This is a genomic window from Caulobacter sp. FG7 (genome assembly GCF_057808875.1).
Genome location: NZ_JBMDIW010000027.1, coordinates 1 through 22,124, shown reverse-complemented (window position 1 = coordinate 22,124; position 22,124 = coordinate 1). Strand labels below are relative to the sequence as shown.

Sequence of the window (22,124 nt, the reverse complement as noted above, 5' to 3'; positions counted from 1 at the left end):
GTCTGCCGCCCATAGTGCGGGCGGGACATTCCAGGGTTCGAGGCCAGCGGGGGCTGCGCTATGCGCGGAAGGGCCATCAACGCGAAGGATCGCCAGGTCGCGATCGTCCACGCCGCCGCGGCGCGGCGGGGCAACGTCTATCTGCGCCTGGTCGCCACCTTCTCGATCGCCGCCATCCTGCACGTCTTCATCGGCATGAAGTGGGTCTGGGCCTGGGCGGCGGTCTATACCGCGGCCCAGTTCTTCGAGCTGTGGCTGTTCCGCAAGCTGAAGGCCGCGCCCGAGCGGTTCCTGACCGGCTGGCGGGCCTGGTCCCTGGCGATCATGCCGGCCGTCACCTCGATCATCTTCGGGGCTCTCGCCCTGCCGCTGTTCGCCTCGCACCAGCGCTTCGCCCCCACCCTGGGCGGCATGCTGCTGGCCGGGGCGCTACTCAACGTCATCGTCGTCAATGTCAGCCTGCGGTCGGCGACCCTGGCGGCGGCGATCCCGCACGTCGTCTACCTGCTGATCGCGCCGTTCATCGGCCGGGCGGCCAATCCCGAGGCCCCGCTGGCCAACGCCCTGTGGTTCGGGGTGCTGCTGCTGATCGTCTCGGTCACGGTCGCCGCCCGCACCCTGGAGGCCGCGCTGAGGGCCGAGGAGGCCGCCAAGGCCGAGGCCGAGCGCCGCCGCCACGAGGCGGAAGAAGCCGTGGCCGCCAAGAGCGCCTTCGTGGCCATGATCAGCCACGAACTGCGCACCCCGATCAGCGCCATCCTGGCCGGGGCCGCACGCCTGCACAGCGAGGTCCCAGAGGCCAGCGCCAAGACCCACGCCCAGCTGATCGCCGACGCCGGCGGCATGATGCGCACCCTGCTCAACGACCTGCTGGACTTCTCCCGGCTGGAGGCCGGCCGCATGGCGGTCGAGCGCGCGCCCTACGACCTGCGCCAGGCCCTGGCCGACACCCTGCGCCTGTGGCGTCCCGAGGTGCAGAAGAAGGGCCTGCGCCTGCGCATCGAGGGGGCCGCGGGCCTGCCGCGCTGGGTGTCGGGCGACGCCTTGCGCCTGCGCCAGGTGCTCAACAACCTCTTGTCCAACGCCATCAAGTTCACCGAGCGCGGCGAGATCGTTGTCTCGCTGGCCGCCCATCGCCAGGGCGAGGGCTGGACGCTGGAGATCGTCATCGCCGACACCGGCCGCGGCATCGAGCCCGAGGCCCTGCCGCGCCTGTTCACGCCCTTCGACCAGCTGACCGCCGAGGTCGTGCGCCGGCACGGCGGCTCGGGCCTTGGCCTGGTGATCAGCCGCGAGCTCGCCCGGCTGATGGGCGGCGACATCACCGTGGCCAGCGAGGGCCTGGGCAAGGGCGCGACCCTGCGCCTGACCGTGCGGGTCGACGAGGCCCAGGCCCCGCCGGCCCAGGCCAGCGCCGCCTCGATCGCTGGAGCGCGGGTGCTGGTGGTCGACGACCACGTGGTCAACCGCCGGGCCGTCGAGCTCGTTCTGCAGACCTTCGGGGTTGCGCCGGTGCTGGCCGAGTCCGGCGAGCGGGCCCTGGAGCTGCTCGCAGGCGGCGGCTTCGACGTGGTGCTGATGGACGTCTACATGCCGGGCCTGGGCGGTCGCGAGACCACCCGCATCCTGCGCGGCGAGCCAGGCCCCAACCGCGAGGTCCCGGTGATCGCGGTGACCGCCTCCTCGACCCCCAAGGACTGGGACGCCTGCCGCGCCGCCGGCATGGACGCCCACGTCGCCAAGCCCATCGACCCGGCCCAGCTGCACGCGGCCCTGGTCGAGGTGCTGGCGAGCCCGCCGGCCCGCACGGCGGCGGCGTGATCCAACCCTCTCCCCGCCCAACGCGCGTCATCCCGGAAAGCGCGTAGCGCTTATCCGGGACCCAGGGGGACCGGTCTCGGCGGTGGAATTGTTTTGGCGGTTGCCGACGCGGTGCGGTGACTCCTGGGTCCCGGCTCTCCGCTTCGCTGCGGCCGGGATGACGAGGCTAGGGATGGGAGAGGTTTTCCTTCAAACGCTCCAACAGCGCCGCCTCGTCCTTCATCTGGCATTCCCAGATCGTCTCGACCCGCCAGCCGGATGCGATCAGCGCGGCCTCGTTGCGCTCGTCGCGGGCCTTGTTGCGGGCCACCTTGGCCAGCCAGTAGTCGCGATTGGCCTTGGGCACGCGCGATCCCCGCGCGCAGTCGTGGCCGTGCCAGAAGCAGCCGTGGACGAAGAACGCCAGCCGTCGCCCGGGCATCACCAGGTCGGGCGAGCCGGGCAGGTCCTTGCGGTGCAGGCGGTAGCGGGCGCCAAGACCGGTGAGCAGTCGCCGCAGGGTCTTTTCGGGCGTGGTGCCGGTGCTCTTGACCCTGGCCATCACGGCCGAGCGCTTGGCGGGGTCGAAGACGTCGGTGGTCATGGCTTCGAAACGCGCGGAAACCGCCCCAGGCGCAGCGTGCCCGTCAGGAGCCGTACGCCAACCTGCTTGAAGCCCGGCAGGCGCGAGGTCGGGGTGAAGGCGAAGGTGCGTACCGCCGGCCAGAACCAGCCGTGCGACTGGAACAGCGGCGTCAGGGCCTTGGACGCCAGCTGATAGAGGCCCGTGTGCCGCCGGCGGTCGGCCTGCCAGCCCTTCAGCGCGGCGGGCGAGGGCGTGGTCGCCAGCCGATCGGCCAGCTCCACGGCGTCGACGAGGGCCAGGTTGCCGCCCTGGCCGAGCTGCGGGCTGGTGCCGTGGGCCGCGTCGCCGATCAGGGCGCAGGCTCCCACGTCCCAGCGGCCGACCGACACGTCGCGATAGATCGCCCGGGAAAAGCCGCTCCAGTCGCCCTGGTCGGCCAGGGCCTCAGCCAGTTCCGGCCACAGCGGGGCCAGCCGCTGCTCGCGCCAGGTGGCGAAATCGCCGGCCAGGAAGGCGTCCAGGCCGGCTGCCGGAACCGACCAGAACACCGCCGTGCAGTTCTCCTCGCCGCCGGGGCCCCGGCCGACCGGCAGGGCGCCGCACATCACCTCGGCCCGGTGATAGACCTGCCGCAGGGCGCCGGCGAAACGGCCGTCGGGATCGGCCAGGTTGGTCCACACCGCGCCCCACGGATAGATCGGGGCGCGGGCCCGGGGCTTCAGCGCCGAGCGCAGGGCCGAGGCCGAGCCGTCGGCGACCAGCACCATGTCGAAGGGGCCGAACGCGCGGCCGGTCTCGTCGTGCAGCACGGGGCGCGCGGTGTTCTCCAGCCGGACGATCCGAGCGCCGGTGACGATCTCCGCCCCGGCCGGGGCCAGGGGCGCGTGCAGGGCGTCGAACAGGGCCGCGCGGTGGATGCCCACCCCGTGCGCCCCGGGCCGCCATTCGCCGTAGTCCAGCGCCATCACTCGCCGGCCCCGGCTGTCGTGACCGATCAGCTCGCGGACAGGCGCGCCGGCGGCGCGGACGGTGTCTTCCAGTCCAAGCGCGCGCAGGGCCGCCAGGCCGGTGGGCTGAAGCAGCAGGCCCGAGCCCACGGGCCGGGGCTGCTCGAACGCCTCCAGCAGCGTCACGGCGTGGCCCTGACGGGCGAGCGCGAGGGCGGCGGCCATGCCGCCGACCCCGCAGCCGACGATGCCGACCTTCAAGGCCGGCCCGCGGGTCTTACAGCCCCTCGAACAGGGCCGTCGACAGGTAGCGCTCGGCGAAGCTGGGGATGATCGCCACGATCAGCTTGCCGGCATATTCGTCGCGCAGGGCCAGGTCGAAGGCGGCGGTCAGGGCCGCGCCCGAGCTGATGCCCACCGGCAGGCCTTCGGTGGACGCCGCGCGGCGGGCCATGGCGAAGGCGTCGTCGTTGTTGACCTGGACGATGTCGTCGATGACGCCGCGATCCAGGATCCCCGGCACGAAGCCCGCGCCGATGCCCTGGATCTTGTGCGGACCCGGCTGGCCGCCCGACAGCACGGCGCTGGCCTCCGGCTCGACGGCCACCATCTTCAGGCCCGGCTTGCGGGCCTTCAGCACCTGGCCGACGCCGCTGATCGTGCCGCCGGTGCCCACGCCCGAGACCACGGCGTCGACGGCGCCGGCGGTGTCGTTCCAGATCTCTTCGGCGGTCGAGACGCGGTGGATCAGCGGGTTGGCGGTATTTTCGAACTGCTGGGGCATCACCGCGCCGGGCGTGGCGTCGACGATTTCCTGGGCGCGGGCCACGGCGCCGCGCATGCCCTTCTCGGCCGGGGTCAGTTCCAGCTTGGCGCCGAGCAGCAGCAGCATCTTGCGGCGCTCGATCGACATGCTTTCCGGCATGACCAAGGTCAGCTTGTAGCCCTTGGCGGCGGCCACGAAGGCCAGGGCGATGCCGGTGTTGCCGCTGGTCGGCTCGACGATCGAGCCACCGGGCTTCAGCAGGCCCTTGGCCTCGAGATATTCGATCATCGCCACGCCGATGCGGTCCTTGACCGAAGCCAGCGGATTGAAGAACTCGAGCTTGGCCACGACCTCGCCCTTGGGCTTCAGCTCGGCCGAGAGGCGCGGCAGGCGGATCAGCGGGGTGTCGCCGACGGTGTCGATGATGGAGTCGTAGATCTTGCCCCGGCCGGCGCGCTTGAAGCGTGCGGCGTCGTACAGGCTGGAAGCGTCGTCCATGGTGATCTCTCGGGGATGAAAACAGGCCCTTGGGTGATCTCCACCTTAGAGCCTGCCGAGTTCAGATGGAAACCATCTGAACTCGACTAGCAGGCTCTAGATTAGAAAACCTCTGAGCAAATTGGGCGGTCGCCCAATTTGCTCGGGAGGCCGTAGGCTTTGCGTGTCAGCGACCTATTCGGCCGCCAGGGCCGCAGTTTTCCTGGCAGCGAGCGGAGTCAACAGATGCTCCGCCAGCCAGCGCACGGCCGGGGCGGCCACGCCGTCGCCGATCACGTGCAGGCCGGCCGTGGCGCTTTTCGGCAGGGCGTAGCTGTCGGGCAGGCCCATCAGCCGGGCGCCCTCGCGCGGGCTGACCAGGCGCGAGCGCACGGTCCCCTTGTCGATCACCAGCAGGGTCTGCCGCGAGGAGCCGCCGCGCGGGGTGCGCAGGCAGCCGGCCACGCCGTCGAAGCGCACTTCGGCCCTTTGTTCGCCGCCGCGCATGCGCCGGAAGACGCCGCCGACCGCCCGCTCACCGCTGGCGATCCGGGCGTCCACCGAGGCGCGGTGGGCCGGGGCCATCAGCGCCAGCAGGGCCTGGGTGGCCTCGTCGCTGCGCCATTCGACGGCGTCGTCGGGCTCGAGCACGGTGGAGAGGTCGGTGTTGCGGGCCGGCGGGGCGGGCAGGGCCCACCACAGCCAGCGATCCTTCAGGGCCTGGGGCAGGCGGGCGGCGGCCTCGCGCACCGCGCGGCTGTGGAACGGTCCCTGGCCGGTCAGGCCATCGGTATCGGCCCTGGTGGCGACCACGAAGACGCGCGGCCGCGACTGCGGGGTGAAGTGGGCCGCGTCGATTTCCAGAGCCCCGAAGCGGTAGCCCTGGTCGGCCAGGGCCTGGCACAGGGCCGTGAAGTCCTCGCCGCGGTGCGAGGTCAAAAGGCCGACCACGTTCTCGATGACGATGGTGGTCGGGGCGCGGCCCTCGTCCTCCAGCGCCTCGATCAGCCGCCAGAAACCGAAGAAGGCCGACGAGCGCCCGCCGTGCAGGCCTGCCCGGGCGCCGGCCAGGCTGAAGTCCTGGCAGGGGCTGGACGCCCAGGCCAGGTCCGCCTGCCCCGGCAGGTCGGCCGCCTCCAGCTTGAAGACGTCGCCGGTGTGGAAGTGATCGTCCGCATCGGGGAAGTTGGCGCGGTAGGTCTGCGCCTTCACCGGGTCGAAATCGTTGGCGAAGGCGCAATTCCAGCCTTCGCCGAGGCCGATGCGGGCCATGCCGCCGCCGGCGAAGAATTCATAGAAGACGGGGCGGGCGTTGTGATTCATCGTGGCCGGACTCTAGCTTGAGCCGCCGCTTCGAGGATAGCGCCCGCATGATCCGATCCACCGCTGTCGTCGTCGCCTGCCTGCTGCTGGCCGGATGCGGCGATGGTCCGCTGGGCGCCGCCGAGGGCGCGGCCTCGGCCCCAGCCGACGCGCCGGCCGACGTCGCGACCGGCCCCGACTACGCCGGCGACTTCGACCTGGTGGGAACCGAGCCCTTCTGGGCCGGCAAGGTGCGCGAGGGGGCGATCACCCTGGACCGCATGGAGGGCGGCGCGGTCAACCTGTCCAATCCCGGCGTGCGCATCGATGGCGAGCAGGGCGTCTGGGACGCCGAGCAGCCCGGCGAGGCGGGCGCTGAAGGTCATCGCCTGGTCTTCCGCCTGACGCCCCAGCCGTGCTCGGACGGCATGTCCGACCGCGTGTTCAGCCACGCCGCCGAGGTCTGGCTGGACGGGGCCACCTTCAAGGGCTGCGCGGCGCGGACGGAAGATTTGGCGAAGCAGGGGCGGCCTTAGGAGGAGCGAAATCCTCGTCCTTCGACAGGCTCAGGATGAGGATTTCGACTGCGCGGCCTATGGTTTGGTCCTCACCCTGAGCTTGTCGAAGGGCGGGGACCACGCAGGGCGTCGCTTAGCCGCCCTTGATGTCGATGGTCTCGATCTGCGACTGGGTCGCTTCGGCCTTGTGGGAGCGGCCCGGGATGGGCAGCAGCAGGCCGACGGCGATGGCCGCGACGATGGCGAGAGCGATGAGGGCCTTGGCCGCCATGGCGTGTTTCTGGTCCGTTTCGGGTCTGTAAATTCAGCGCCCGTGCCCGACATATGGTTCCGCCTGCGGAGCTTGCAAGGGTGTGGGTGAACGGGGTTACTCTAGGCGAGTTTCGAATGGTGGGACGATTTTGGAGGGGGTATGCTGGACGATCGGTTGATCGCGCGAAATGTCGCCGAACGAATTTCTGATCTACGGGCGTTGGTTCCTATTGATGCTGGTTTGCCGCAGATACGTGCGGCAACGGTCTGGATTAGAGATGTATATGAGCACATAGAAAATGTTTGGTCTTTTCTGGGGTTGCCTGGAAATCCTTCGATATATTCTATGGGCATAGAGTGGATTGATCCGCCAATCGACGCTACGGCGATGTTTTGGGGGAGCTTTGGATTTAGATCTCAAAGGCCTTTGGGTCTGGAAGAGAATGATATTCGCCTCAGCTACGAATGGAATATGGGTACGAACGACCTTTCAGTTCCAAGCTGGGTTATGGGTGGGGATCCATTTCTGGAGAAAAATAGATCTTTTAGTGAATATTTTAAATCGTACGTGGCGTACCATCAGGGGGAGTTTATATCTAGAATTGATATAATAGAATATGGTGCCTACAGAAGGGGTTTCATACATGCTAAGGGCGATCGGTATCTGCGTAGAGAGCAAGAAAAAGCTCAAGCCATTGACCAGGCATTCGCTGGCATAGGAATTGAATTTCTAATTCTCACAATTGTGCAAGAGGTCCTGGCCTCGCCATCCATTCGCCAAGTGGAGTCTTCCTTTGGTCGATTGGCTTAATTTCCTACAGAAATCTAAATTCTCCCCCGCGCCCCGCCTTTCAGGGCGTCGATCTTGCGGTCGGGCCGAGGCGCCGTTTCCGCCTCCAGCGTCGGGAGCGGCCAGCCGCCGGCCGGTCGCGCCGCGCGCTCGGGCGGCAGGGCCTGGACGATCTTGCGCACCGTGCCGGCCATCTGGCCCAGCAGCCGCACCTTTTCGGACGCCCTGCGGAGCGCCTCGCGATCGAGGCCCTCCTCCATCGCGGCCCAGAGCTCATCCATCGCCGCCATCAGCCGCTGCTGGATCTTCGCGCACCAGGCGCGGGAGGTTTCGCTGGTCATGCACAAGAGCATGAGGCCGGTTCGAGGACGTCGGATAAGAAACCTGTGTTTTCGTGTAGGGCGTTGAATTCGTTGGGGGCGGAGCGGGAATCCGCGGGGATAGACCCTCTCCCTCTGGGAGAAGGCGAGATAGGCGCTCTGTGGATAACTTCGCCCGCTACCGCTTGCGCCCGCTCCCGGCCACGTAAGGCGTCCCGTCGCGGTGGCGATAGGTCTCCTCGCCGGGGTGGATGACGAGGTCCAGGTCCGGATAGTCGCAGCCGTCCTCGTCCGGCCGGCGCGAACCCATCTCCAGCAGCACGGCCGGCGCGTCCGAGCGGTTCTGGATCTGGTGGCCGTTGGGAACCCCGGCCTTGAAGCCCGCGCAGTCGCCGGCCCGAAGGATCGTTTCGCCCTCATCTTCGACCAGCACCACCTCGCCCTCGACCACCCAGACGAACTCGTCTTCTGCCGTGTGCCAGTGGCGCTGGCTGGACCACGTGCCCGGCTCCAGCCGCATCAGGTTGACCCCGAACTGGGTCAGGCCTGCCGCGTCGCCCAGCTTCCAGCGCTTGCGCGCCCGGCAGGGCAGGTCGAAGGGCGCGGGATAGGCCGTGCCGTGGCGAGTGGGGGCCTGGTCGATATCGATCTTGGGCATGGTCGGCCTTGAAAGGATCGTGCGTGGTTTGCGTCCCGCCGATGGGAAGCCTAAAGCCTGCACCATGACCAGCCCCGCGCCCGTTTCCGTCAGCATCGACCCTGTCGAGCTCGCCCAGGCCCTGATCCGCCGCCCGTCGGTCACTCCCGCCGACGAGGGCGCGATGGACGTGCTGCAGCGACAGCTGGAAGGCCTGGGCTTCGACTGTCGCCGCATGAAGTTCGGCGAGATCGAGAACCTCTACGCCCGGCGCGGCACGGCCCGGCCCAACCTCTGCTTCGCCGGCCACACCGACGTGGTGCCGGTGGGCGACGACGCGGCCTGGACCGCCGGGCCCTTCGAGGCCGAGATCAAGGACGGCGTGCTCTACGGCCGTGGCGCGGTCGACATGAAGTCGGCCATCGCCGCCTTCGTCTCGGCCGTCGCCCATACCGAAGAAGTCCCCGGCTCGATCAGCTTCCTGATCACCGGCGACGAAGAAGGCGTGGCCGAGGACGGCACGGTCAAGGTCGTCGAGGCCCTGGCCGCCGAGGGCGAGATCATCGACCACTGCATCGTCGGCGAGCCTACTTCGGCCAGCCTGCTGGGCGACATGGTCAAGATCGGCCGCCGCGGCAGCATCAACGCCTGGATCGCCGTCGACGGCCGCCAGGGCCACGTGGCCTATCCGCACCGCGCCGCCAACCCGATCCCGGTGATGGTCGACATCCTCTCGCGCCTGCAGAGCCGCGTGCTCGACGAGGGTTATACCGGCTTCCAGCCGTCGAACCTGGAGATCACCACGGTCGACGTCGGCAACCCGGCCACCAACGTCATTCCGGCTTCTGCAAAAGCGCGCATCAACATCCGCTTCAACCCGGCCCACAAGGGCAAGGACCTGGCCGCCTGGATCGAGCACGAGTGCCGCGAGGCCGCCGAGGGCTTCTCGGGCCGTGTCGAGGCCCTGTGCAAGATCAGCGGCGAGGCCTTCCTGACCGAGCCCGGCCCCTTCACCGACGTCATCGTCGGCGCCGTGGGCGACGCCACCGGCCGCGTGCCCGAACTGTCGACTACCGGCGGCACCAGCGACGCCCGCTTCATCCGAGCCCTCTGTCCGGTGGTCGAGTTCGGCCTCGTGGGCTCGACCATGCACCAGGTCGACGAGCGCGTGCCCGTGGAGGAAGTCCGCCAGCTGGCCGGCGCCTACACCGCGCTGATCCGGCGCTATTTCGAGGCGTTCTCGGGCTGAGGGACAAAACCCTCGTCCTTCGACAAGCTCAGGATGAGGGTTCTGACTGCACGGCCCATGCAATAGCCCTCATCCTGAGCCTGTCGAAGGACGAGGGCGGACCCGCTGACGGAACCGAGCCATGAACGAGCTCTCCATCGACGAAGTCCTCGCCGAGGTCGCCGTGCTGGTGAAGCCGCACTTCGGCAAGGGCCGGGTGCCCGACTACATCCCCCAGCTGGCCACCGTGCCGGGCGCGAAGTTCGGCATGGCCGTGCGCACGGTCGACGGCGGCGAGCACGTGATCGGCGACGCCGACGAGGGCTTTTCGGTCCAGAGCATCACCAAGGTGCTGTCTCTCGGCCTGGCGCTCAACCGCATCGGCGACGAGGTCTGGACCCGGGTGGGCAAGGAGCCCTCGGGCACCCCGTTCAACCATCTCTCCCTGCTGGAGGCCGAGGGCGGCTTTCCGCGCAATCCCTTCATCAACGCCGGCGCCCTGGCGGTGACCGACATCCTGCTGGACAAGGTGCGCGATCCGGCCGCCCTGGTCAGCGGTTTCGCCGGCTTTCTGAGCGACGGCCCGGTGGAGATCGACCAGGCGGTGGCCGCCTCAGAGCTCGACAACGCCTGGCAGAACCGGGCCATCGCCAACCTGATGCGCGGCAAGGGCACGGTGCGCCACGACCCGGAAACCGTGGTCGCCGCCTATTGCCGCCAGTGCGCCCTCTCCATGAGCTGCCGCCAGCTGGCGCGGGCCTTCCTGCCGCTGGCGGCCGGCGGCTTCTCGCCGGTGGTGCAGGAGACCATCTTTCCCGAGCGCCTGACCCGGCGCCTCAACGCCCTGCTGCTGACCTGCGGCATCTATGACAGCGTCGGCAGCTTCGCCTACCGCGTCGGCCTGCCGGCCAAGAGCGGCGTCGGCGGCGGCATCGTCGCCGTCGTACCGGGCAAGGCCACGATCGCGGTCTGGTCGCCGGAACTGGACCGCTTCGGCACCTCGGTGGTCGGCGCCCGCGCGCTGGAGGCGTTCAGCCAGCTGACCAACTGCTCGGTGCTGTAGGGCGCGAAGGCCCCCTCAGTCGCTCCGCGACAGCTCCCCCAGAGGGGGAGCATCTGGCTCGGCATAGATCCTCCCCCCTCTGGGGGAGGTGGCCCAGAGGGCCGGAGGGGGCTCTGCCGCCTTTGACCCAGATCAAGGCGACCCTCTACGCGCCGACGCAACCTCCATCCGTTCCCCGATGGAGCCCGCCATGCCGATCGCCCAGCTTGCCTATCTCGGTTTCGTTCTCGCCGCCTTCGGCGTGTTCATGCTGGCGCTGGGATCGGTGTGGATCGCCGAACGCCTGTCGGACGACTGACGCCTTTCGAGAGCCCCGGTCCCCTCCACCCCGGGGCTTTCGTCCGGAGGCCGATCTCGGTCGGCCTTCGGTTCCTCGCGGCCTTCGCCGGATGTCGAGCCGGCGAAGGCCGCGGGCCCTTGGCCCTAGTCCTCGTAGCCCACGCCCACCAAGTAGAGCCCGTCGGCCGGGGCCACCGGCCCGCAGGCGCGGCGGTCCCTGGCCTCCAGGGCTTTCTTCACGTCGCCCGGCGCCCAGCGGCCGGCGCCCACCTCGACCAGCGTGCCGGTCATCGACCGCACCTGGCGATGCAGGAAGCTGCGCGCCTCGAAGTCGAGATGGATCTCCTCGCCCACCCGCCGCACGCGGGCGACGTCGAGGGTCTTCATCGGGCTCTGGGCCTGGCAGTGCATGTCGCGGAAGGTGGTGAAGTCGTGCAGGCCGACCAGAGCCTGGGCCGCCGCGTGCATGGCCTCGTGGTCGAGGTCCTTCTTCATGTGCCAGACCTTGCCCTTGTCGAGGGCCGGCGGGGCGCGGCGATTGAGGATCCGATAGAGGTAGCGCCGCTCGTTGGCCGAGAACCGTGCGTGCCAGCCCTCGGGCGCTGCCTGCGCATCGAGGATCGACACCGCCTCGCGGGTCAGGTGGGCGTTCAGGGCGTTCATCACCGTCTGGGCCGGCCAGTCGCGCTCAAGGTCGACATGCACCACCTGGCCCGTCGCATGCACGCCGGTGTCGGTGCGGCCGGCCGCGGCGATGCGCAGTTCCTGGCCGCAGAAAGCCTTGACCGCCGCCTCGATCGCCCCCTGCACGCTGGGCAGGGTCGCCTGGGCCTGGAAGCCCGAATAGGGACGGCCGTCATACTCGACGAGGAGGCGGTAGCGAGGCATCAGGCCAGGACCGTCCCGGTCGCCAGCGGGAAGCCGCGCACGAAGACCTCGGCCTCCTGCACGCCCTTGCCCTCGCGCTGGGCCTTGAGCAGGCGCACGGCGCCTTCACCGCAGGCGATCAGCAGGGCGTCGTCGAGCACGGTCCCGGCCGGGCCGTCCGCGTCTTCCACCTTCGACAGCAGGGCCTTCACCCGCACCGGGCCCTTGTCCGACGGGGCCTCGAACCAGGCGCCGGGGAAGGGCGACAGGCCGCGGATGTGGCGGTCGACCTCGGCGGCGGGCCGGCTCCAGTCGATGCGGGCCTCGGCCGGCTTGATCTTCTTGGCGTAGGTGACGCCGTCCTCGGCCTGCGGGGTCTCGATCGCGCCGCCGCGTTCGATGGCGGCCAGGGCCACCGGCAGCAGGCGCGCGCCCACGGCGGCCAGGCGGTCGTGCAGGCTGGCCACCGTGTCCAGAGCGTCTATGCGCACGCTCTCCGACAGCAGCACCGGGCCCTCGTCGAGACCCTCGCTCATCCGCATCACCTGGACGCCCGTCACGGGATCCCCGGCCATGATCGCCCGCTGGATCGGCGCGGCGCCCCGCCAGCGCGGCAGCAGGCTGGCGTGCAGGTTGAAGCAGCCCAGCTTGGGCGCCTCCAGCACGTCCCTGACCAGGATCTGGCCGAAGGCGACGACGACGGCCGCGTCGAGGTCCAGCGCCTGGAAGGCCGCGATCTCTTCTGGGGTCTTCATCGACGCCGGCGTGCGCACCGGCAGGCCCAGGCCCTCGGCGAAGGCGTGGACCGGCGAGGGCTTCAGTTCCTGGCCGCGACCGCGCGGGGCGGGCGGCTGGCTGTAGACGGCTACGATCTCATGGCCGCTGGCGACCAGTTCGGCCAGGCAGGCGACGGCGAAATCGGGAGTTCCGAGAAAGGCGATGCGCATGGCGGGGGTTTAGCGGTCGGAAGGCGCTGGGGAAAGTCGTGCGTCGGTCCCGAGCGAGCCTCAGAGTCGGAACCTCGACCGTTCGGCCGCCGTTCTTTGCCCGACTCTTCGCAACCAAGATCGTCGGAGGAAAACTAGATGCGCACCATCGCCCTGATCGCCGTCTCGGCCCTCGCCCTGTCGGCCGCCGCCTGCTCGGACCAGCACGCCCAGCAGATCAAGGAAGGCGCCAGCGCCGCCGGCCAGGACATCAAGGACGCCGCCAACGAGATCAAGAACGACCCGGACGTCAAGGAAGCCGGCACGGCGCTGAAGGAAAGCAGCAAGGAGACCGCCGCCGAGCTGAAGGCCGCCGCCGGCGACGCGGCCCAGGAAGCCGGCAAGGACATCACCCGCGAAAGCAAGGAAGCCGGGCAGGCCGCCAAGAAGGAAGTCCACGAGGCGACGCGCTAGGTTCAGCACCTGAGACGAAAGCCTCGTCCTTCGACGGGCTCAGGATGAGATTTTTCTGCGGTCTTGGCCTTTGATGGTCCTCATCCTGAGCTTGTCGAAGGACGAGGACACGCTCGGGCTTGAATGTGGATACACCGTAGGCGCGGCCCCTACCGTCGTGCGGGCTCGGCCCCATATCGGTTGTCGCCCCGCGCGCCGCGCAGGAAGCCCAGCTCCACCCAGGCCCAGATCGACAGGCCCATGGCGGCCAGCGCCAGCAGCGGCGCGGCCAGGATCAGCACGGAGTCGCCGGCGTACAGCCCGCTGGCCAGGCCGCTCAGCGCATAGGGACCGACGGCGAAGACGGCCATCCACCAGGCCGGCTTGCCGCGGTCGTGCAGGCGGCGCACTGCGACGGCGACGCCCGCCGCCAGCACGGGCAGGAACAGCAGGCCGGGAACCGCGCCCAGCCAGCCGCCGGCCTGGGTGGCCAGCACCGTCAGGGTCAGCACCACGGCGGTGGCCAGGGCCAATCCGACCTGGGCGCGCCAATAGTCCAGCCGCGAGGCGCGGCCGGAAAAGGCGAAGATCGGTTTCAGCTTGTCGACAAGGCCCCGCATGGGGTCAGTAGAACCTGCCTTGGGCGATCAGGAAAGAGCCGACAGGGCCTCGGCCATCGCCGGGCGCGCCGCGCCGTCGGGCTGGACGCAGGCCGCCTCCAGGCCGCGCAAGGCCGCAGGGGCCTGGCCGTCGACGCGGTCCAGCAGCTCGCCCAGCAGCAGGCCGAAGGCTCGCACGTCGAGCGGCGTCCAGCGGCTTTCCTCGCCGGCCGGCAGGAACGCCGCCGCGCCGAAGTCGCTGAGCACGGCCGCGCCTTCGGTCCCATCCCACAGCACGTTGTGGGCGTAGAGGTCGGCGTGCTGCAGGCCTCGCGCGTGCAGATGCGTCGCGCCGGCGGCCACGTCGCGGGCGATGCGGCGCGCGACGTCGAGGGGCAGCGACAGGTCGGCCGCATAGACGTCGCGGCTGCAGCTCTCCAGGCTGGGCGGCCCGGCCAGCACCCGCCAGTCCGCCGGCAGCAGCGGCATCAGAAGGCCCTCGGCGCCGTCGGGATGCCCCTCGACCCGGCCCTGGGCCCCGGTCAGGTTGGGATGTGCGCCGGCGGCCATGCAGGCGGCCATTTCGCGCTCGGGCAGGCCGTCGCTGGTCATGGCCCCGCGAAACAGCTTCAGGGCGATGGGGCGGCCGTTCCAGCCCGCCTCGAACACGTCGCCGGATGCGCCGCGCCCCAGGGCCTTGCCGACGACGAGGTCGTTCCAGGCCACGGGCGCCGCCGCCTGGACGGGATGATGGGCGTCGAACCGATTGCCGGCCCAGGCCAGCCAGGCCAACGCCGGCAGCTGCGCCAGCCAGGCCGGCGGGGCCTCGAAGCGGTTGGCGGCGATGCGCAGCAGTTCCAGGTTCGAGGCCTGGCCCAGGCTTCCGGGCAGGGCCGACAGCCGGTTGCCCGACAGCATCAGCTTCTGCAGGGCCGGGCGCTCGCCCAGGGCGGGCGGCAGGGTCTCGATGCGGTTGTCGGTCAGGGTCAGCCAGCGCAGCGCCGGCGGCAGGGCCTGCGCGGGGATCGTCTCGATCCCGCAGCCGCGAAAGCCGACCTGGCTGAGGGCAGGCAGGTCGCCCAGAACCTCCGGCAGCGTGCGAAACGGCGCGCCGGACGCGAACAGCACCTTCAGGCGGGTCAGCCGGGAAAAGTCATGGGGCAGGGCGCGGATGGCGGTGGCGCCGATGTCCAGCACCTCCAGCGTGTCGGCCAGGGCGAAGACCTCCGGCGGAACCTGCGAAAGGTCCGCGCCGGAAAGGTCCAGCCTCGTCGCGCCGGCCAGGTCGCCGGCGCGCAGGGCGGCCAAGGTGTTTTCCACGGCCGCCCCCATTGCGCGATCAGTCGCGCAGCAGGTCGTTGATCGAGGTCTTCGAGCGGGTCTGGGCGTCGACCGTCTTGACGATCACGGCGCAGTAGAGGCTCGGGCCGCCGTTCTTGTCGGGCAGGCTGCCCGGCACCACGACGCTGTAGGGCGGCACCTTGCCGACGTGGATCTCGCCGGTCTTGCGGTCGACGATCTTGGTCGAGGCCGACAGGTAGACGCCCATCGACAGCACGCTGCCCTCGCCGACGACCACGCCTTCCACGACTTCCGAGCGGGCGCCGATGAAGCAGTTGTCCTCGATGATGGTCGGGTTGGCCTGCAGGGGCTCAAGCACGCCGCCGATGCCGACGCCGCCCGACAGGTGGACGTGCTTGCCGATCTGGGCGCACGAGCCGACCGTCACCCAGGTGTCGACCATGGTGCCTTCGTCGACGAAGGCGCCGATGTTCACGAACGACGGCATCAGGATGACGTTCTTGGCCACGTGCGAGCCGCGGCGGACGATGGCGCCCGGCACGGCGCGGAAGCCGGCGGCTTCGAACTGCGGGGCTTCCCAGCCGTCGAACTTGTTGGGCACCTTGTCCCACCACGGACCCACGCCGCCGCCCAGGGCGCCCGAGCGCATGACGGTGTTGGGGTTCAGGCGGAACGACAGCAGCACGGCCTTCTTCAGCCACTGGTGGGTGGTCCACGCGCCGTCGATCTTTTCCGAGACGCGGGCCTTGCCGCTGTCGAGCAGAAGCAGGGCCTCTTCCACGGCGGTGCGGACCGGACCGGTAGTGGCGGTCGAAACGCCGTCGCGGGCTTCCCAGGCGGCTTCGATCTCGGTCTGGAGGTCGGCGAGGGTGAGGGCGGTCATGCGTGGGTTCCCTTCAGGCGCGCCGAGCTCAGGAACCCGGCGAGGTCGTTGGTGCGGTGGTGGACGTGTTCGGAGGTCGATGCGGCCGCGTGGGCGCCGACCAGGACGGTGGTCATGCCCAGCCGCGCGGCGGGCACGAGGTTCTTCTCGCTGTCCTCGAAGAAGGCCGTGGCCGGCGGATGGATCGCGTGCAGCTTGGTGATCTTGTCGAAGGTCGCCAGCGAGGGCTTGGGGATGTAGTCGGCCGTCTCGATGGCGAAGACGTCCTCGAACAGTTCGCGCAGCCCCAGGTGCGCCAGCACCCGCTCGGCGTGGCCCAGCGAGCCGTTGGTGAACACCAGCCGCCGACCGGGCAGGGCGTTGATGGCGTCATGCAGCGCCTGGTCGGGGATCAGGTTCTCCATCGACACGTCGTGCACCTCCTCCAGGAACTGGGCGGGGTCCATGCCGTGATAGGTCATCAGCCCGGCCAGGGTGGTGCCGTGCTCGAGATAGTATTTCTTCTGCAGCGCCCGGGCCTCTTCGCGGGGCAGGCCCGTGAAGCGCTCGACGAAGTCGGTCATCCGGCCCTCGATCAGGCCCATGAACTGCGTCTCGGCCGGATAGAGGGTGTTGTCGAGGTCGAACAGCCAGGTGTCGACGTGGGTGAGATCGATGGTCATGGCCGGAACCTCCCCCTGTGGGGGAGGCGATCGCGGAGCGATCGGAGGGGGGAGGGACCTTGGCGCGGCGGAAGCTGAGAACGGCCCCCCTCCGGCCCTTCGGGCCACCTCCCCCAGAGGGGGAGGATCCTGTCGATCATTTCGAGATCAGCGTGCCCGCGCCGTGCTCGCTGAACAGTTCGACCAGCATGGCGTGCGGGCGGCGGCCGTCGAGGATGACCACGGCCTCGACGCCGCTCTCCACGGCGTGGATGGCGTTCTCAAGCTTGGGGATCATGCCGCCGGTGGCCACGCCGTCGGCGATCAGCTGGCGGGCCTGCTCGATGGTCATCTCGCGGATCAGCTCGCCATCGGCGTCGAGCACGCCCTTGATGTCGGTCAGCATCAGCATCCGCTTGGCCTTCAGGGCGCCCGCCAGGGCGCCGGCGACCGTGTCGGCGTTGATGTTGAAGGTCTCGCCCTGCTCGGAGACGCCGATCGGGGCGATCACCGGGATGTAGTCGGTTTCCGAGGTCAGCAGGGCCTGGATCAGGTGCGGGTCGACCTTGGTCGGCTCGCCCACGAAGCCCAGGTCGACGGCCTGTTCGATGTTGCTGTCCGGATCCTTCTTGGTCCGGGTCACCTTCTCGGCGGTGATCAGGCGGGCGTCCTTGCCCGACAGGCCCACGCCGCGCACGTCGGCTTCAGCCCCGGCCTGGGTGATCCAGTTGGCGATTTCCTTGTTGATCGCGCCCGACAGGACCATCTCGGCCACTTCCATGGTGGCTTCGTCGGTGACGCGCAGGCCGTCGATGAACGTGGACTTCACGCCGGCCTTGTCGAGCATGCGGCTGATCTGCGGACCGCCGCCGTGGACCACCACGGGGTGCACGCCCAGGAGCTTCAGCAGCACGGCGTCGGCCGCGAACAGCTTGGCCACCTCTTCCTGGCCCATGGCGTGGCCGCCGTATTTGATCACGACCGTCTCGCGGTCGTAGATCTGGATGTAGGGCAGGGCCTCGGCCAAAGTCTTGGCGGTGGCCCAGCCAGCTTCCTCGGCGACATTGGTCAAAGGCGGTGGTCCTGGTGCGCGAAAATAGGCGCGCCTCGATAGCGGACCCCGTCTCCCCTGTCACCCTTTGACTAGGTTCACCCTTTGACGTCGTTCCCGGATCGTCCGCGCCCGTAGCGCCATTTCAGCGCGAGCACGGCCGCCGACATCGCAAGGCAGGCCAGGTTCGACAGGGCGACCGGCCAGGCCCCGATCATCAGGCCATAGGCCAGCCAGCAGCCAAAGCCCGCCACGGTCACCACATAGGTGCGCAGCGACACCGACGAGGCGTCCTTCTCCTTCCAGATCTTGACGATCTGCGGGGCGAAGCTGGTCATCGAAAGCAGGGCCGCGGCGGTCCCGACGAACACGGCGACCGGCTGGGCGGCGGCCATCAGGCCGTGCGGGGCGTTTCGGTCAGGCCCCAAAGCTGCGCATAGGCCGGCGCCAGCTCCAGCCCGACCGGCGGCAGGCCCGGCGCATGGCCCTCTTGCAGGCAGACGGCCAGATAGGCCAGGGCGGTCTTCACGCCGTGCTCGGAATAGGGCTTGCCGATCACCCCGCAGGCCCCGGCAAAGTCGTCCGGCAGGCGCTTGACGTTGGCGGTCATGAACAGGGCCACGCAGCCGCAGTCGTCGTGGATCTTGCGCACCACCTCGACGCCCGTGGGGCCGTCGCGCAGGTGAACGTCGACGAGGGCCAGGTCCGGATGCAGCGACCTGGCCAGGTCCACCGCCTCGTCCGAGCTCATGGCGCAGCCGACGGGGTGGTAGCCTGCTTCCTGGACCAGGAACTCCAGCTCGGTGGCCAGGAGCACCTCGTCCTCGACGATCAACACATCCAACGCGCGCCCTGGCATGGGTGACTTGGTCCTACTGATGCGCGCCGTTGACGGGCAGGTTGACGACGACGCGGGTTCCGGGCTGGGTCGCCGTGGTCTCGGACCGCGCCTTCAGCTGCTGGCAGAGCAGCTGGACGATGGTCAGTCCGAACCCCGTGGACCGGGCCCCTTCAGTCATTCCAACGCCGTCATCGGCGATTTCGATCCGGAACTCGCCGTTCGTGCGAGTGATCGATACCGAAATGTGGCCCGAACGCCCCTCTGGGAAGCCATGGCGCAGGGCGTTGGAGAACAGCTCGCTGATTACCAAGGCCAGCGGCGCGGCCTTCGAGGCCGGCACGTCCACCCGTTCCAGGTCCAGGCTGACGCGGATCTCGTCGCGATTGGCCGAGCCGGCCATGTCCGACACCAGGTCGCGCACGAAGGCCGAGACGTCGAAGCGCTCGACGTCCTCGCTCTGGAACAGCCGGCGATGGACGGTGGCGATGGCGTTCACCCGCTCCAGCATGCCGCGCAGGCTGTGCTTGACCGCCGGCTCCTTCTCGCGCCGGTTCTGCAGCAGCAGCAGGGACGAGATGAGCTGCAGGTTGTTCTTCACCCGGTGGTCGACCTCGTGCAGCAGGGCGGTCTTCTGCTCCAGGGCCAGGGAAAGCTCGCGGGTGCGGGCCTCGACGGCCTCTTCCAGGTCGCTGCGGGTCTCGCGCAGATGCTGCTCGGTCTGCTTCTTCTCGCTGACGTCCAGCTGCGAGCCGAAGAAGTAGATGATCTGCCCCAGCTTGTTGCGTACGGGCGACAGGTACAGCGCGTTCCAGAAGGTGCTGCCGTCCTTGCGGTAGTTGAGGATGTCGATGGCGATGTCCTCGCCGCTGGCGATCGCCAGGCGCAGATCGCCGATCGAGGCGGGATTGGTGTCAGGCCCCTGCAGGAAGCGGCAGTTGCGGCCGATCACCTCCGAGCGGGCGTAGCCGGTCAGTCGCAGGAAGGCGTCGTTGGCGAAGATGATCGGATTGTCGGCCTGGGTGGCGTCGGTGACGATCATGGCCATGCGGGTGGCGCGGATGGCGGCGGCGAAAGGGTCGTCGATGCCGTGCTCGGCCGCGAGCTGATCGCTCGCCCGCTGAGACTTCAGATAATCCGTCATTCCTGAGCCCGACCCCGGCTTTGTTCTATGGACGCCCCGTCAACGGCTGAACGCCCGGCCTTGGGTCGGGTTCCCGACCGAGCTTGGGCGTCCGGAAAAGCAAACGCGGCGGCCCATGGGGACCGCCGCGTCGGCAATGGTCAAGTTTGAAAGGCCGCCCCCTACTTGGGACGGTAGATGCGGTCGAACACGCCGCCGTCGGCGAAGTGCGTGGCCTGGGCCTTCTTCCAGCCGCCGAAGGTGTCGTCGATGGTCGACAGCGGGATCGCCTTGAACTTGCCGGCGTACTTCTTGGCCACCGCCGCGTTGCGCGGACGGTAGTGGTGCTTGGCGATCAGCTCCTGGGCCAGCGGGCTGTAGAGGAAGTTCAGGTACCCCGTGGCGGCCAGGCGGGTCTTGTGGCGGTCGACGTTCTTGTCGACCAGGGCCACCGGCGGCTCGGCCAGGACCGAGGTCGACGGCACGACGATCTCGAACTGGCCCGGCAGTTCCTCCAGCGCCAGGAAGGCCTCGTTCTCCCAGGCCAGCAGCACGTCGCCGATGCCGCGCTGGGTGAAGGTGGTGGTGGCCCCGCGCGCGCCGGTGTCGAGCACTGGCACGTGGGCGAACAGGTCCTTCAGATAGGCCTCGGCCTTGGCGGGGTTGCCGCCCGGCTGCTTCAGCGCCCAGGCCCAGGCGGCCAGGTAGTTCCAGCGCGCCCCGCCCGAGGTCTTCGGGTTGGGGGTGATGACGCCGACGCCCGGCTTGACCAGGTCCGGCCAATCCTTGATCCGCTTGGGATTGCCCTTGCGAACCAGGAACACGATCGTCGAGGTGTAGGGCGTCGAGTTCTGCGGCAGGCGCGACTGCCAGTTGGCCGGCAGCAGCTTGGCGCGCTCGGCGATCTCGTCGATGTCGTAGGCCAAGGCCAGCGTGACCACGTCGGCCTGCAGGCCGTCGATCACCGAGCGGGCCTGCTTGCCCGAGCCGCCGTGGCTCTGGTTGATGGTCAGGGTCTGGCCGACCTTGTCCTTCCAGTATTTGGCGTAGGCGGTGTTGATGTCCTTGTAGAGCTCGCGGGTCGGGTCGTAGCTGACGTTCAGCAGGGTCAGCGACCCGGCCGCCTGGGCCTGGCCCGCCAGCAGGGCGGGGGCCCCGAGAGCGGCCGCGCCGGCGCCGGCCGCGCCGAGCAGGCCGCGCCGGGTGGGAGACTTGAAGGCGTTGGTCATGGCGATGTCGCTCTTGGCTCCGAGGGGTCCGAGCGATTAACGCACGAACCTGACGGATGCCTCATACCCTATTGTCTAGGTAGGTTTCACGCCCAAGAAGACTCTCACGGTCGGTAGATTTGATCGAAGACGCCGCCGTCCGCGAAGTGCCGGGCCTGCGCCTTCTTCCAGCCGCCGAACTGGCCGTCGATGGTGGCCAGCGGGATCTTCGGGAACTTGGCGGCGTACTTGGCGGCCGCCTGCGGATTGCGCGGCCGGTAGTGGTGCTTGCCGATCAGGTCCTGGGCCAGCGGGCTGTAGAGGAAGTTCAGATAGCCCTCGGCGATCAGCTTCGTGCCGCGCCTCTTCACCACGCTGTCGACGACGGCCACCGACGGCTCGGCCAGGATCGAGCGTGACGGATAGACGATCTCCAGCCCGTCGGCGGCGAACTCCTGGCGGGCCAGGTGCGCCTCGTTCTCCCAGGTCAGCAGCACGTCGCCGACGCCCCGCTGGGCGAAGGTGGTCATCGAGCCGCGCGCGCCGCTGTCGAGCACAGGCACCTGCCTGTAGAGCTGGCGCACGAAGGCCTGGGCCGAGGCGTCGGCGCCGCCCGGCTGCTTCAGCGCCCAGGCCCAGGCGGCCAGATAGGCCCAGCGCGGCGCGCCGCCGGTCTTGGGATTGGGGGTGATGATCTGGACACCGGGTTTGACGATGTCGCCCCAGTCCTTGATCCGCTTGGGATTGCCCTTCCTGACCAGGAACACGATCGTCGAGGTGTAGGGGGCCGAGTTCTGCGGCAGGCGCGACTGCCAGTTGGCGGCGGTCAGGCCGCGGGCGGCGATCTGGTCGATGTCGTCGGCGAGCGCCAGAGTGACGACGTCGGCCTGCAGGCCGTCGATCACCGAGCGGGCCTGTTTGCCCGAACCGCCGTGGCTCTGGCGGATTTCCAGGGTCTGTCCGACCCGGCGCTTCCAGTAGGCGGCGAAGGCCGGGTTGATGTCCTGGTAGAGCTCGCGGGTGGGATCGTAGCTGACGTTCAGCAGGGTGACGACCTTGGGCGCCTTCTGGGCCAGCGCGCTCGCGGGCGCCGCCGCCAGGGCGCCGGCGCCCAGGGCGAGGTCCCGGCGGGTGGGAAGACGAAGCAGGCTCATCGGGCGTCCTCTGGGATAACGCCGCAACTTTGGCCGATGCGCCCTGGCGGCGCGCGCGAGTGTTTCTGAAGACGGGATCAGAAGATCCTCCCCCTCTGGGGGAGGTGGCCCAAA

At 69.3% G+C, this 22,124-nt stretch carries 25 protein-coding genes and 1 pseudogene; 6 read left to right on the top strand and 20 right to left on the bottom strand.

Translation table 11 applies throughout. The features are described 5' to 3' along the window. The first annotated feature begins 60 nt into the window (after window positions 1–60). Window positions 61–1,821, top strand: a complete 1,761-nt coding sequence (locus tag ACODR1_RS19595; protein WP_488881953.1) for an ATP-binding protein — start codon at window positions 61–63, stop codon at window positions 1,819–1,821. Between the two features lie 166 nt (window positions 1,822–1,987). On the opposite strand, the gene ACODR1_RS19590 is transcribed toward ACODR1_RS19595, so the two are convergent. The 4 genes from ACODR1_RS19590 to ACODR1_RS19575 all read right to left on the bottom strand — a co-directional run bounded on the left by ACODR1_RS19590 (window position 1,988) and on the right by ACODR1_RS19575 (window position 5,899). Further along, window positions 1,988–2,404 (bottom strand): very short patch repair endonuclease, encoded by a 417-nt coding sequence (locus ACODR1_RS19590; protein ID WP_488881952.1) that lies wholly within the window; start codon window positions 2,402–2,404, stop codon window positions 1,988–1,990. Then, window positions 2,401–3,594, bottom strand: a complete 1,194-nt coding sequence (locus ACODR1_RS19585) for an FAD-dependent oxidoreductase (protein WP_488881951.1) — start codon at window positions 3,592–3,594, stop codon at window positions 2,401–2,403. The genes ACODR1_RS19590 and ACODR1_RS19585 overlap by 4 nt, the downstream gene beginning before the upstream one ends. A gap of 16 nt (window positions 3,595–3,610) precedes the next feature. Further along, window positions 3,611–4,597: a cysteine synthase A gene (gene cysK, locus ACODR1_RS19580; RefSeq protein ID WP_116488277.1), complete on the bottom strand. Its 987-nt coding sequence runs from the start codon at window positions 4,595–4,597 to the stop codon at window positions 3,611–3,613. 174 nt (window positions 4,598–4,771) lie between these two features. After that, window positions 4,772–5,899: a DNA cytosine methyltransferase gene (locus ACODR1_RS19575; protein ID WP_488881950.1), complete on the bottom strand. Its 1,128-nt coding sequence runs from the start codon at window positions 5,897–5,899 to the stop codon at window positions 4,772–4,774. A gap of 47 nt (window positions 5,900–5,946) precedes the next feature. Between ACODR1_RS19575 and ACODR1_RS19570 the strand changes: the two genes are divergently transcribed. After that, window positions 5,947–6,414 (top strand): COG3650 family protein, encoded by a 468-nt coding sequence (locus ACODR1_RS19570; RefSeq protein WP_488881949.1) that lies wholly within the window; start codon window positions 5,947–5,949, stop codon window positions 6,412–6,414. Between the two features lie 7 nt (window positions 6,415–6,421). Here ACODR1_RS19570 and ACODR1_RS19565 read toward each other — a convergent pair. After that, a pseudogene (locus ACODR1_RS19565) lies at window positions 6,422–6,519 on the bottom strand (hypothetical protein); the annotation flags it as partial. A gap of 10 nt (window positions 6,520–6,529) precedes the next feature. After that, window positions 6,530–6,667, bottom strand: a complete 138-nt coding sequence (locus ACODR1_RS19560; RefSeq protein WP_162839360.1) for a hypothetical protein — start codon at window positions 6,665–6,667, stop codon at window positions 6,530–6,532. Between the two features lie 141 nt (window positions 6,668–6,808). Here ACODR1_RS19560 and ACODR1_RS19555 point away from each other — a divergent pair, with 141 nt between their 5' ends. Further along, complete coding sequence (locus ACODR1_RS19555; protein WP_488881948.1) at window positions 6,809–7,459, top strand: hypothetical protein; 651 nt, start codon at window positions 6,809–6,811, stop codon at window positions 7,457–7,459. 14 nt (window positions 7,460–7,473) lie between these two features. Here ACODR1_RS19555 and ACODR1_RS19550 read toward each other — a convergent pair whose 3' ends face one another. Together ACODR1_RS19550 and ACODR1_RS19545 are read right to left on the bottom strand one after the other, a co-directional pair. Then, window positions 7,474–7,779, bottom strand: coding sequence for a hypothetical protein (locus ACODR1_RS19550; RefSeq protein WP_488881947.1), 306 nt, complete (start codon window positions 7,777–7,779; stop codon window positions 7,474–7,476). Between the two features lie 157 nt (window positions 7,780–7,936). Continuing rightward, complete coding sequence (locus ACODR1_RS19545) at window positions 7,937–8,416, bottom strand: cupin domain-containing protein (RefSeq protein WP_488881946.1); 480 nt, start codon at window positions 8,414–8,416, stop codon at window positions 7,937–7,939. 64 nt (window positions 8,417–8,480) lie between these two features. On the opposite strand from ACODR1_RS19545, the gene dapE reads away from it, so the two are divergent. Together dapE and ACODR1_RS19535 are read left to right on the top strand one after the other, a co-directional pair. Next, on the top strand, window positions 8,481–9,644 hold the full coding sequence (gene dapE / locus ACODR1_RS19540; RefSeq protein ID WP_488881945.1) for a succinyl-diaminopimelate desuccinylase: 1,164 nt from the start codon (window positions 8,481–8,483) through the stop codon (window positions 9,642–9,644). Between the two features lie 121 nt (window positions 9,645–9,765). After that, window positions 9,766–10,686, top strand: a complete 921-nt coding sequence (locus tag ACODR1_RS19535; RefSeq protein WP_488881944.1) for a glutaminase — start codon at window positions 9,766–9,768, stop codon at window positions 10,684–10,686. 423 nt (window positions 10,687–11,109) lie between these two features. Here the strand turns inward: ACODR1_RS19535 and truA are convergent, their stop codons facing one another. Continuing rightward, window positions 11,110–11,853 (bottom strand): tRNA pseudouridine(38-40) synthase TruA, encoded by a 744-nt coding sequence (gene truA, locus ACODR1_RS19530; RefSeq protein WP_488881943.1) that lies wholly within the window; start codon window positions 11,851–11,853, stop codon window positions 11,110–11,112. Further along, on the bottom strand, window positions 11,853–12,779 hold the full coding sequence (fmt, locus tag ACODR1_RS19525; RefSeq protein ID WP_488881942.1) for a methionyl-tRNA formyltransferase: 927 nt from the start codon (window positions 12,777–12,779) through the stop codon (window positions 11,853–11,855). Before fmt ends, truA begins: the two co-directional genes overlap by 1 nt. A 138-nt stretch (window positions 12,780–12,917) precedes the next feature. Here fmt and ACODR1_RS19520 point away from each other — a divergent pair, with 138 nt between their 5' ends. Next, on the top strand, window positions 12,918–13,232 hold the full coding sequence (locus ACODR1_RS19520) for a cell surface protein (RefSeq protein ID WP_488881941.1): 315 nt from the start codon (window positions 12,918–12,920) through the stop codon (window positions 13,230–13,232). A gap of 149 nt (window positions 13,233–13,381) precedes the next feature. Here ACODR1_RS19520 and ACODR1_RS19515 read toward each other — a convergent pair whose 3' ends face one another. From ACODR1_RS19515 to ACODR1_RS19470, 10 genes are all read right to left on the bottom strand, one after another. After that, window positions 13,382–13,831, bottom strand: a complete 450-nt coding sequence (locus ACODR1_RS19515) for a DUF805 domain-containing protein (RefSeq protein WP_488881940.1) — start codon at window positions 13,829–13,831, stop codon at window positions 13,382–13,384. Window positions 13,832–13,858: 27 nt separating this feature from the next. Continuing rightward, on the bottom strand, window positions 13,859–15,130 hold the full coding sequence (locus ACODR1_RS19510) for a leucine-rich repeat-containing protein kinase family protein (RefSeq protein WP_488881939.1): 1,272 nt from the start codon (window positions 15,128–15,130) through the stop codon (window positions 13,859–13,861). Between the two features lie 19 nt (window positions 15,131–15,149). Continuing rightward, complete coding sequence (dapD, locus tag ACODR1_RS19505) at window positions 15,150–15,995, bottom strand: 2,3,4,5-tetrahydropyridine-2,6-dicarboxylate N-succinyltransferase (RefSeq protein WP_488881938.1); 846 nt, start codon at window positions 15,993–15,995, stop codon at window positions 15,150–15,152. After that, complete coding sequence (locus tag ACODR1_RS19500; protein WP_488881937.1) at window positions 15,992–16,657, bottom strand: pyrimidine 5'-nucleotidase; 666 nt, start codon at window positions 16,655–16,657, stop codon at window positions 15,992–15,994. Before ACODR1_RS19500 ends, dapD begins: the two co-directional genes overlap by 4 nt. Before the next feature lie 136 nt (window positions 16,658–16,793). Beyond that, on the bottom strand, window positions 16,794–17,708 hold the full coding sequence (gene argB, locus ACODR1_RS19495) for an acetylglutamate kinase (protein WP_058349657.1): 915 nt from the start codon (window positions 17,706–17,708) through the stop codon (window positions 16,794–16,796). Between the two features lie 77 nt (window positions 17,709–17,785). Then, window positions 17,786–18,082, bottom strand: coding sequence for a SemiSWEET family sugar transporter (locus ACODR1_RS19490; RefSeq protein ID WP_488881936.1), 297 nt, complete (start codon window positions 18,080–18,082; stop codon window positions 17,786–17,788). Continuing rightward, window positions 18,082–18,546: a response regulator gene (locus tag ACODR1_RS19485; RefSeq protein WP_488881935.1), complete on the bottom strand. Its 465-nt coding sequence runs from the start codon at window positions 18,544–18,546 to the stop codon at window positions 18,082–18,084. Before ACODR1_RS19485 ends, ACODR1_RS19490 begins: the two co-directional genes overlap by 1 nt. Before the next feature lie 13 nt (window positions 18,547–18,559). Next, window positions 18,560–19,669: a photosensory histidine protein kinase LovK gene (lovK, locus tag ACODR1_RS19480; protein ID WP_488881934.1), complete on the bottom strand. Its 1,110-nt coding sequence runs from the start codon at window positions 19,667–19,669 to the stop codon at window positions 18,560–18,562. 161 nt (window positions 19,670–19,830) lie between these two features. Next, window positions 19,831–20,877, bottom strand: coding sequence for a sulfate ABC transporter substrate-binding protein (locus ACODR1_RS19475; protein ID WP_101716934.1), 1,047 nt, complete (start codon window positions 20,875–20,877; stop codon window positions 19,831–19,833). Between the two features lie 104 nt (window positions 20,878–20,981). Beyond that, entirely contained in the window at window positions 20,982–22,010 is a 1,029-nt protein-coding gene (locus tag ACODR1_RS19470) for a sulfate ABC transporter substrate-binding protein (protein WP_488881933.1), read from the bottom strand. Window positions 22,011–22,124 lie beyond the last annotated feature (114 nt).

Coding starts and splice junctions, on each gene's coding strand:
- ACODR1_RS19590 (WP_488881952.1), bottom strand. CDS start 2,404: ATGACCACCGACGTCTTCGACCCCGCCAAGCGCTCGGCCGTGATGGCC.
- ACODR1_RS19475 (WP_101716934.1), bottom strand. CDS start 20,877: ATGACCAACGCCTTCAAGTCTCCCACCCGGCGCGGCCTGCTCGGCGCG.
- ACODR1_RS19500 (WP_488881937.1), bottom strand. CDS start 16,657: ATGACCATCGATCTCACCCACGTCGACACCTGGCTGTTCGACCTCGAC.
- ACODR1_RS19515 (WP_488881940.1), bottom strand. CDS start 13,831: ATGCGGGGCCTTGTCGACAAGCTGAAACCGATCTTCGCCTTTTCCGGC.
- ACODR1_RS19485 (WP_488881935.1), bottom strand. CDS start 18,546: ATGCCAGGGCGCGCGTTGGATGTGTTGATCGTCGAGGACGAGGTGCTC.
- truA (WP_488881943.1), bottom strand. CDS start 11,853: ATGCCTCGCTACCGCCTCCTCGTCGAGTATGACGGCCGTCCCTATTCG.
- dapE (WP_488881945.1), top strand. CDS start 8,481: ATGACCAGCCCCGCGCCCGTTTCCGTCAGCATCGACCCTGTCGAGCTC.
- ACODR1_RS19570 (WP_488881949.1), top strand. CDS start 5,947: ATGATCCGATCCACCGCTGTCGTCGTCGCCTGCCTGCTGCTGGCCGGA.
- ACODR1_RS19555 (WP_488881948.1), top strand. CDS start 6,809: ATGCTGGACGATCGGTTGATCGCGCGAAATGTCGCCGAACGAATTTCT.
- ACODR1_RS19545 (WP_488881946.1), bottom strand. CDS start 8,416: ATGCCCAAGATCGATATCGACCAGGCCCCCACTCGCCACGGCACGGCC.
- ACODR1_RS19550 (WP_488881947.1), bottom strand. CDS start 7,779: ATGACCAGCGAAACCTCCCGCGCCTGGTGCGCGAAGATCCAGCAGCGG.
- ACODR1_RS19520 (WP_488881941.1), top strand. CDS start 12,918: ATGCGCACCATCGCCCTGATCGCCGTCTCGGCCCTCGCCCTGTCGGCC.
- ACODR1_RS19560 (WP_162839360.1), bottom strand. CDS start 6,667: ATGGCGGCCAAGGCCCTCATCGCTCTCGCCATCGTCGCGGCCATCGCC.
- ACODR1_RS19575 (WP_488881950.1), bottom strand. CDS start 5,899: ATGAATCACAACGCCCGCCCCGTCTTCTATGAATTCTTCGCCGGCGGC.
- ACODR1_RS19490 (WP_488881936.1), bottom strand. CDS start 18,082: ATGGCCGCCGCCCAGCCGGTCGCCGTGTTCGTCGGGACCGCCGCGGCC.
- cysK (WP_116488277.1), bottom strand. CDS start 4,597: ATGGACGACGCTTCCAGCCTGTACGACGCCGCACGCTTCAAGCGCGCC.
- dapD (WP_488881938.1), bottom strand. CDS start 15,995: ATGACCGCCCTCACCCTCGCCGACCTCCAGACCGAGATCGAAGCCGCC.
- ACODR1_RS19470 (WP_488881933.1), bottom strand. CDS start 22,010: ATGAGCCTGCTTCGTCTTCCCACCCGCCGGGACCTCGCCCTGGGCGCC.
- ACODR1_RS19535 (WP_488881944.1), top strand. CDS start 9,766: ATGAACGAGCTCTCCATCGACGAAGTCCTCGCCGAGGTCGCCGTGCTG.
- ACODR1_RS19595 (WP_488881953.1), top strand. CDS start 61: ATGCGCGGAAGGGCCATCAACGCGAAGGATCGCCAGGTCGCGATCGTC.
- lovK (WP_488881934.1), bottom strand. CDS start 19,669: ATGACGGATTATCTGAAGTCTCAGCGGGCGAGCGATCAGCTCGCGGCC.
- fmt (WP_488881942.1), bottom strand. CDS start 12,779: ATGCGCATCGCCTTTCTCGGAACTCCCGATTTCGCCGTCGCCTGCCTG.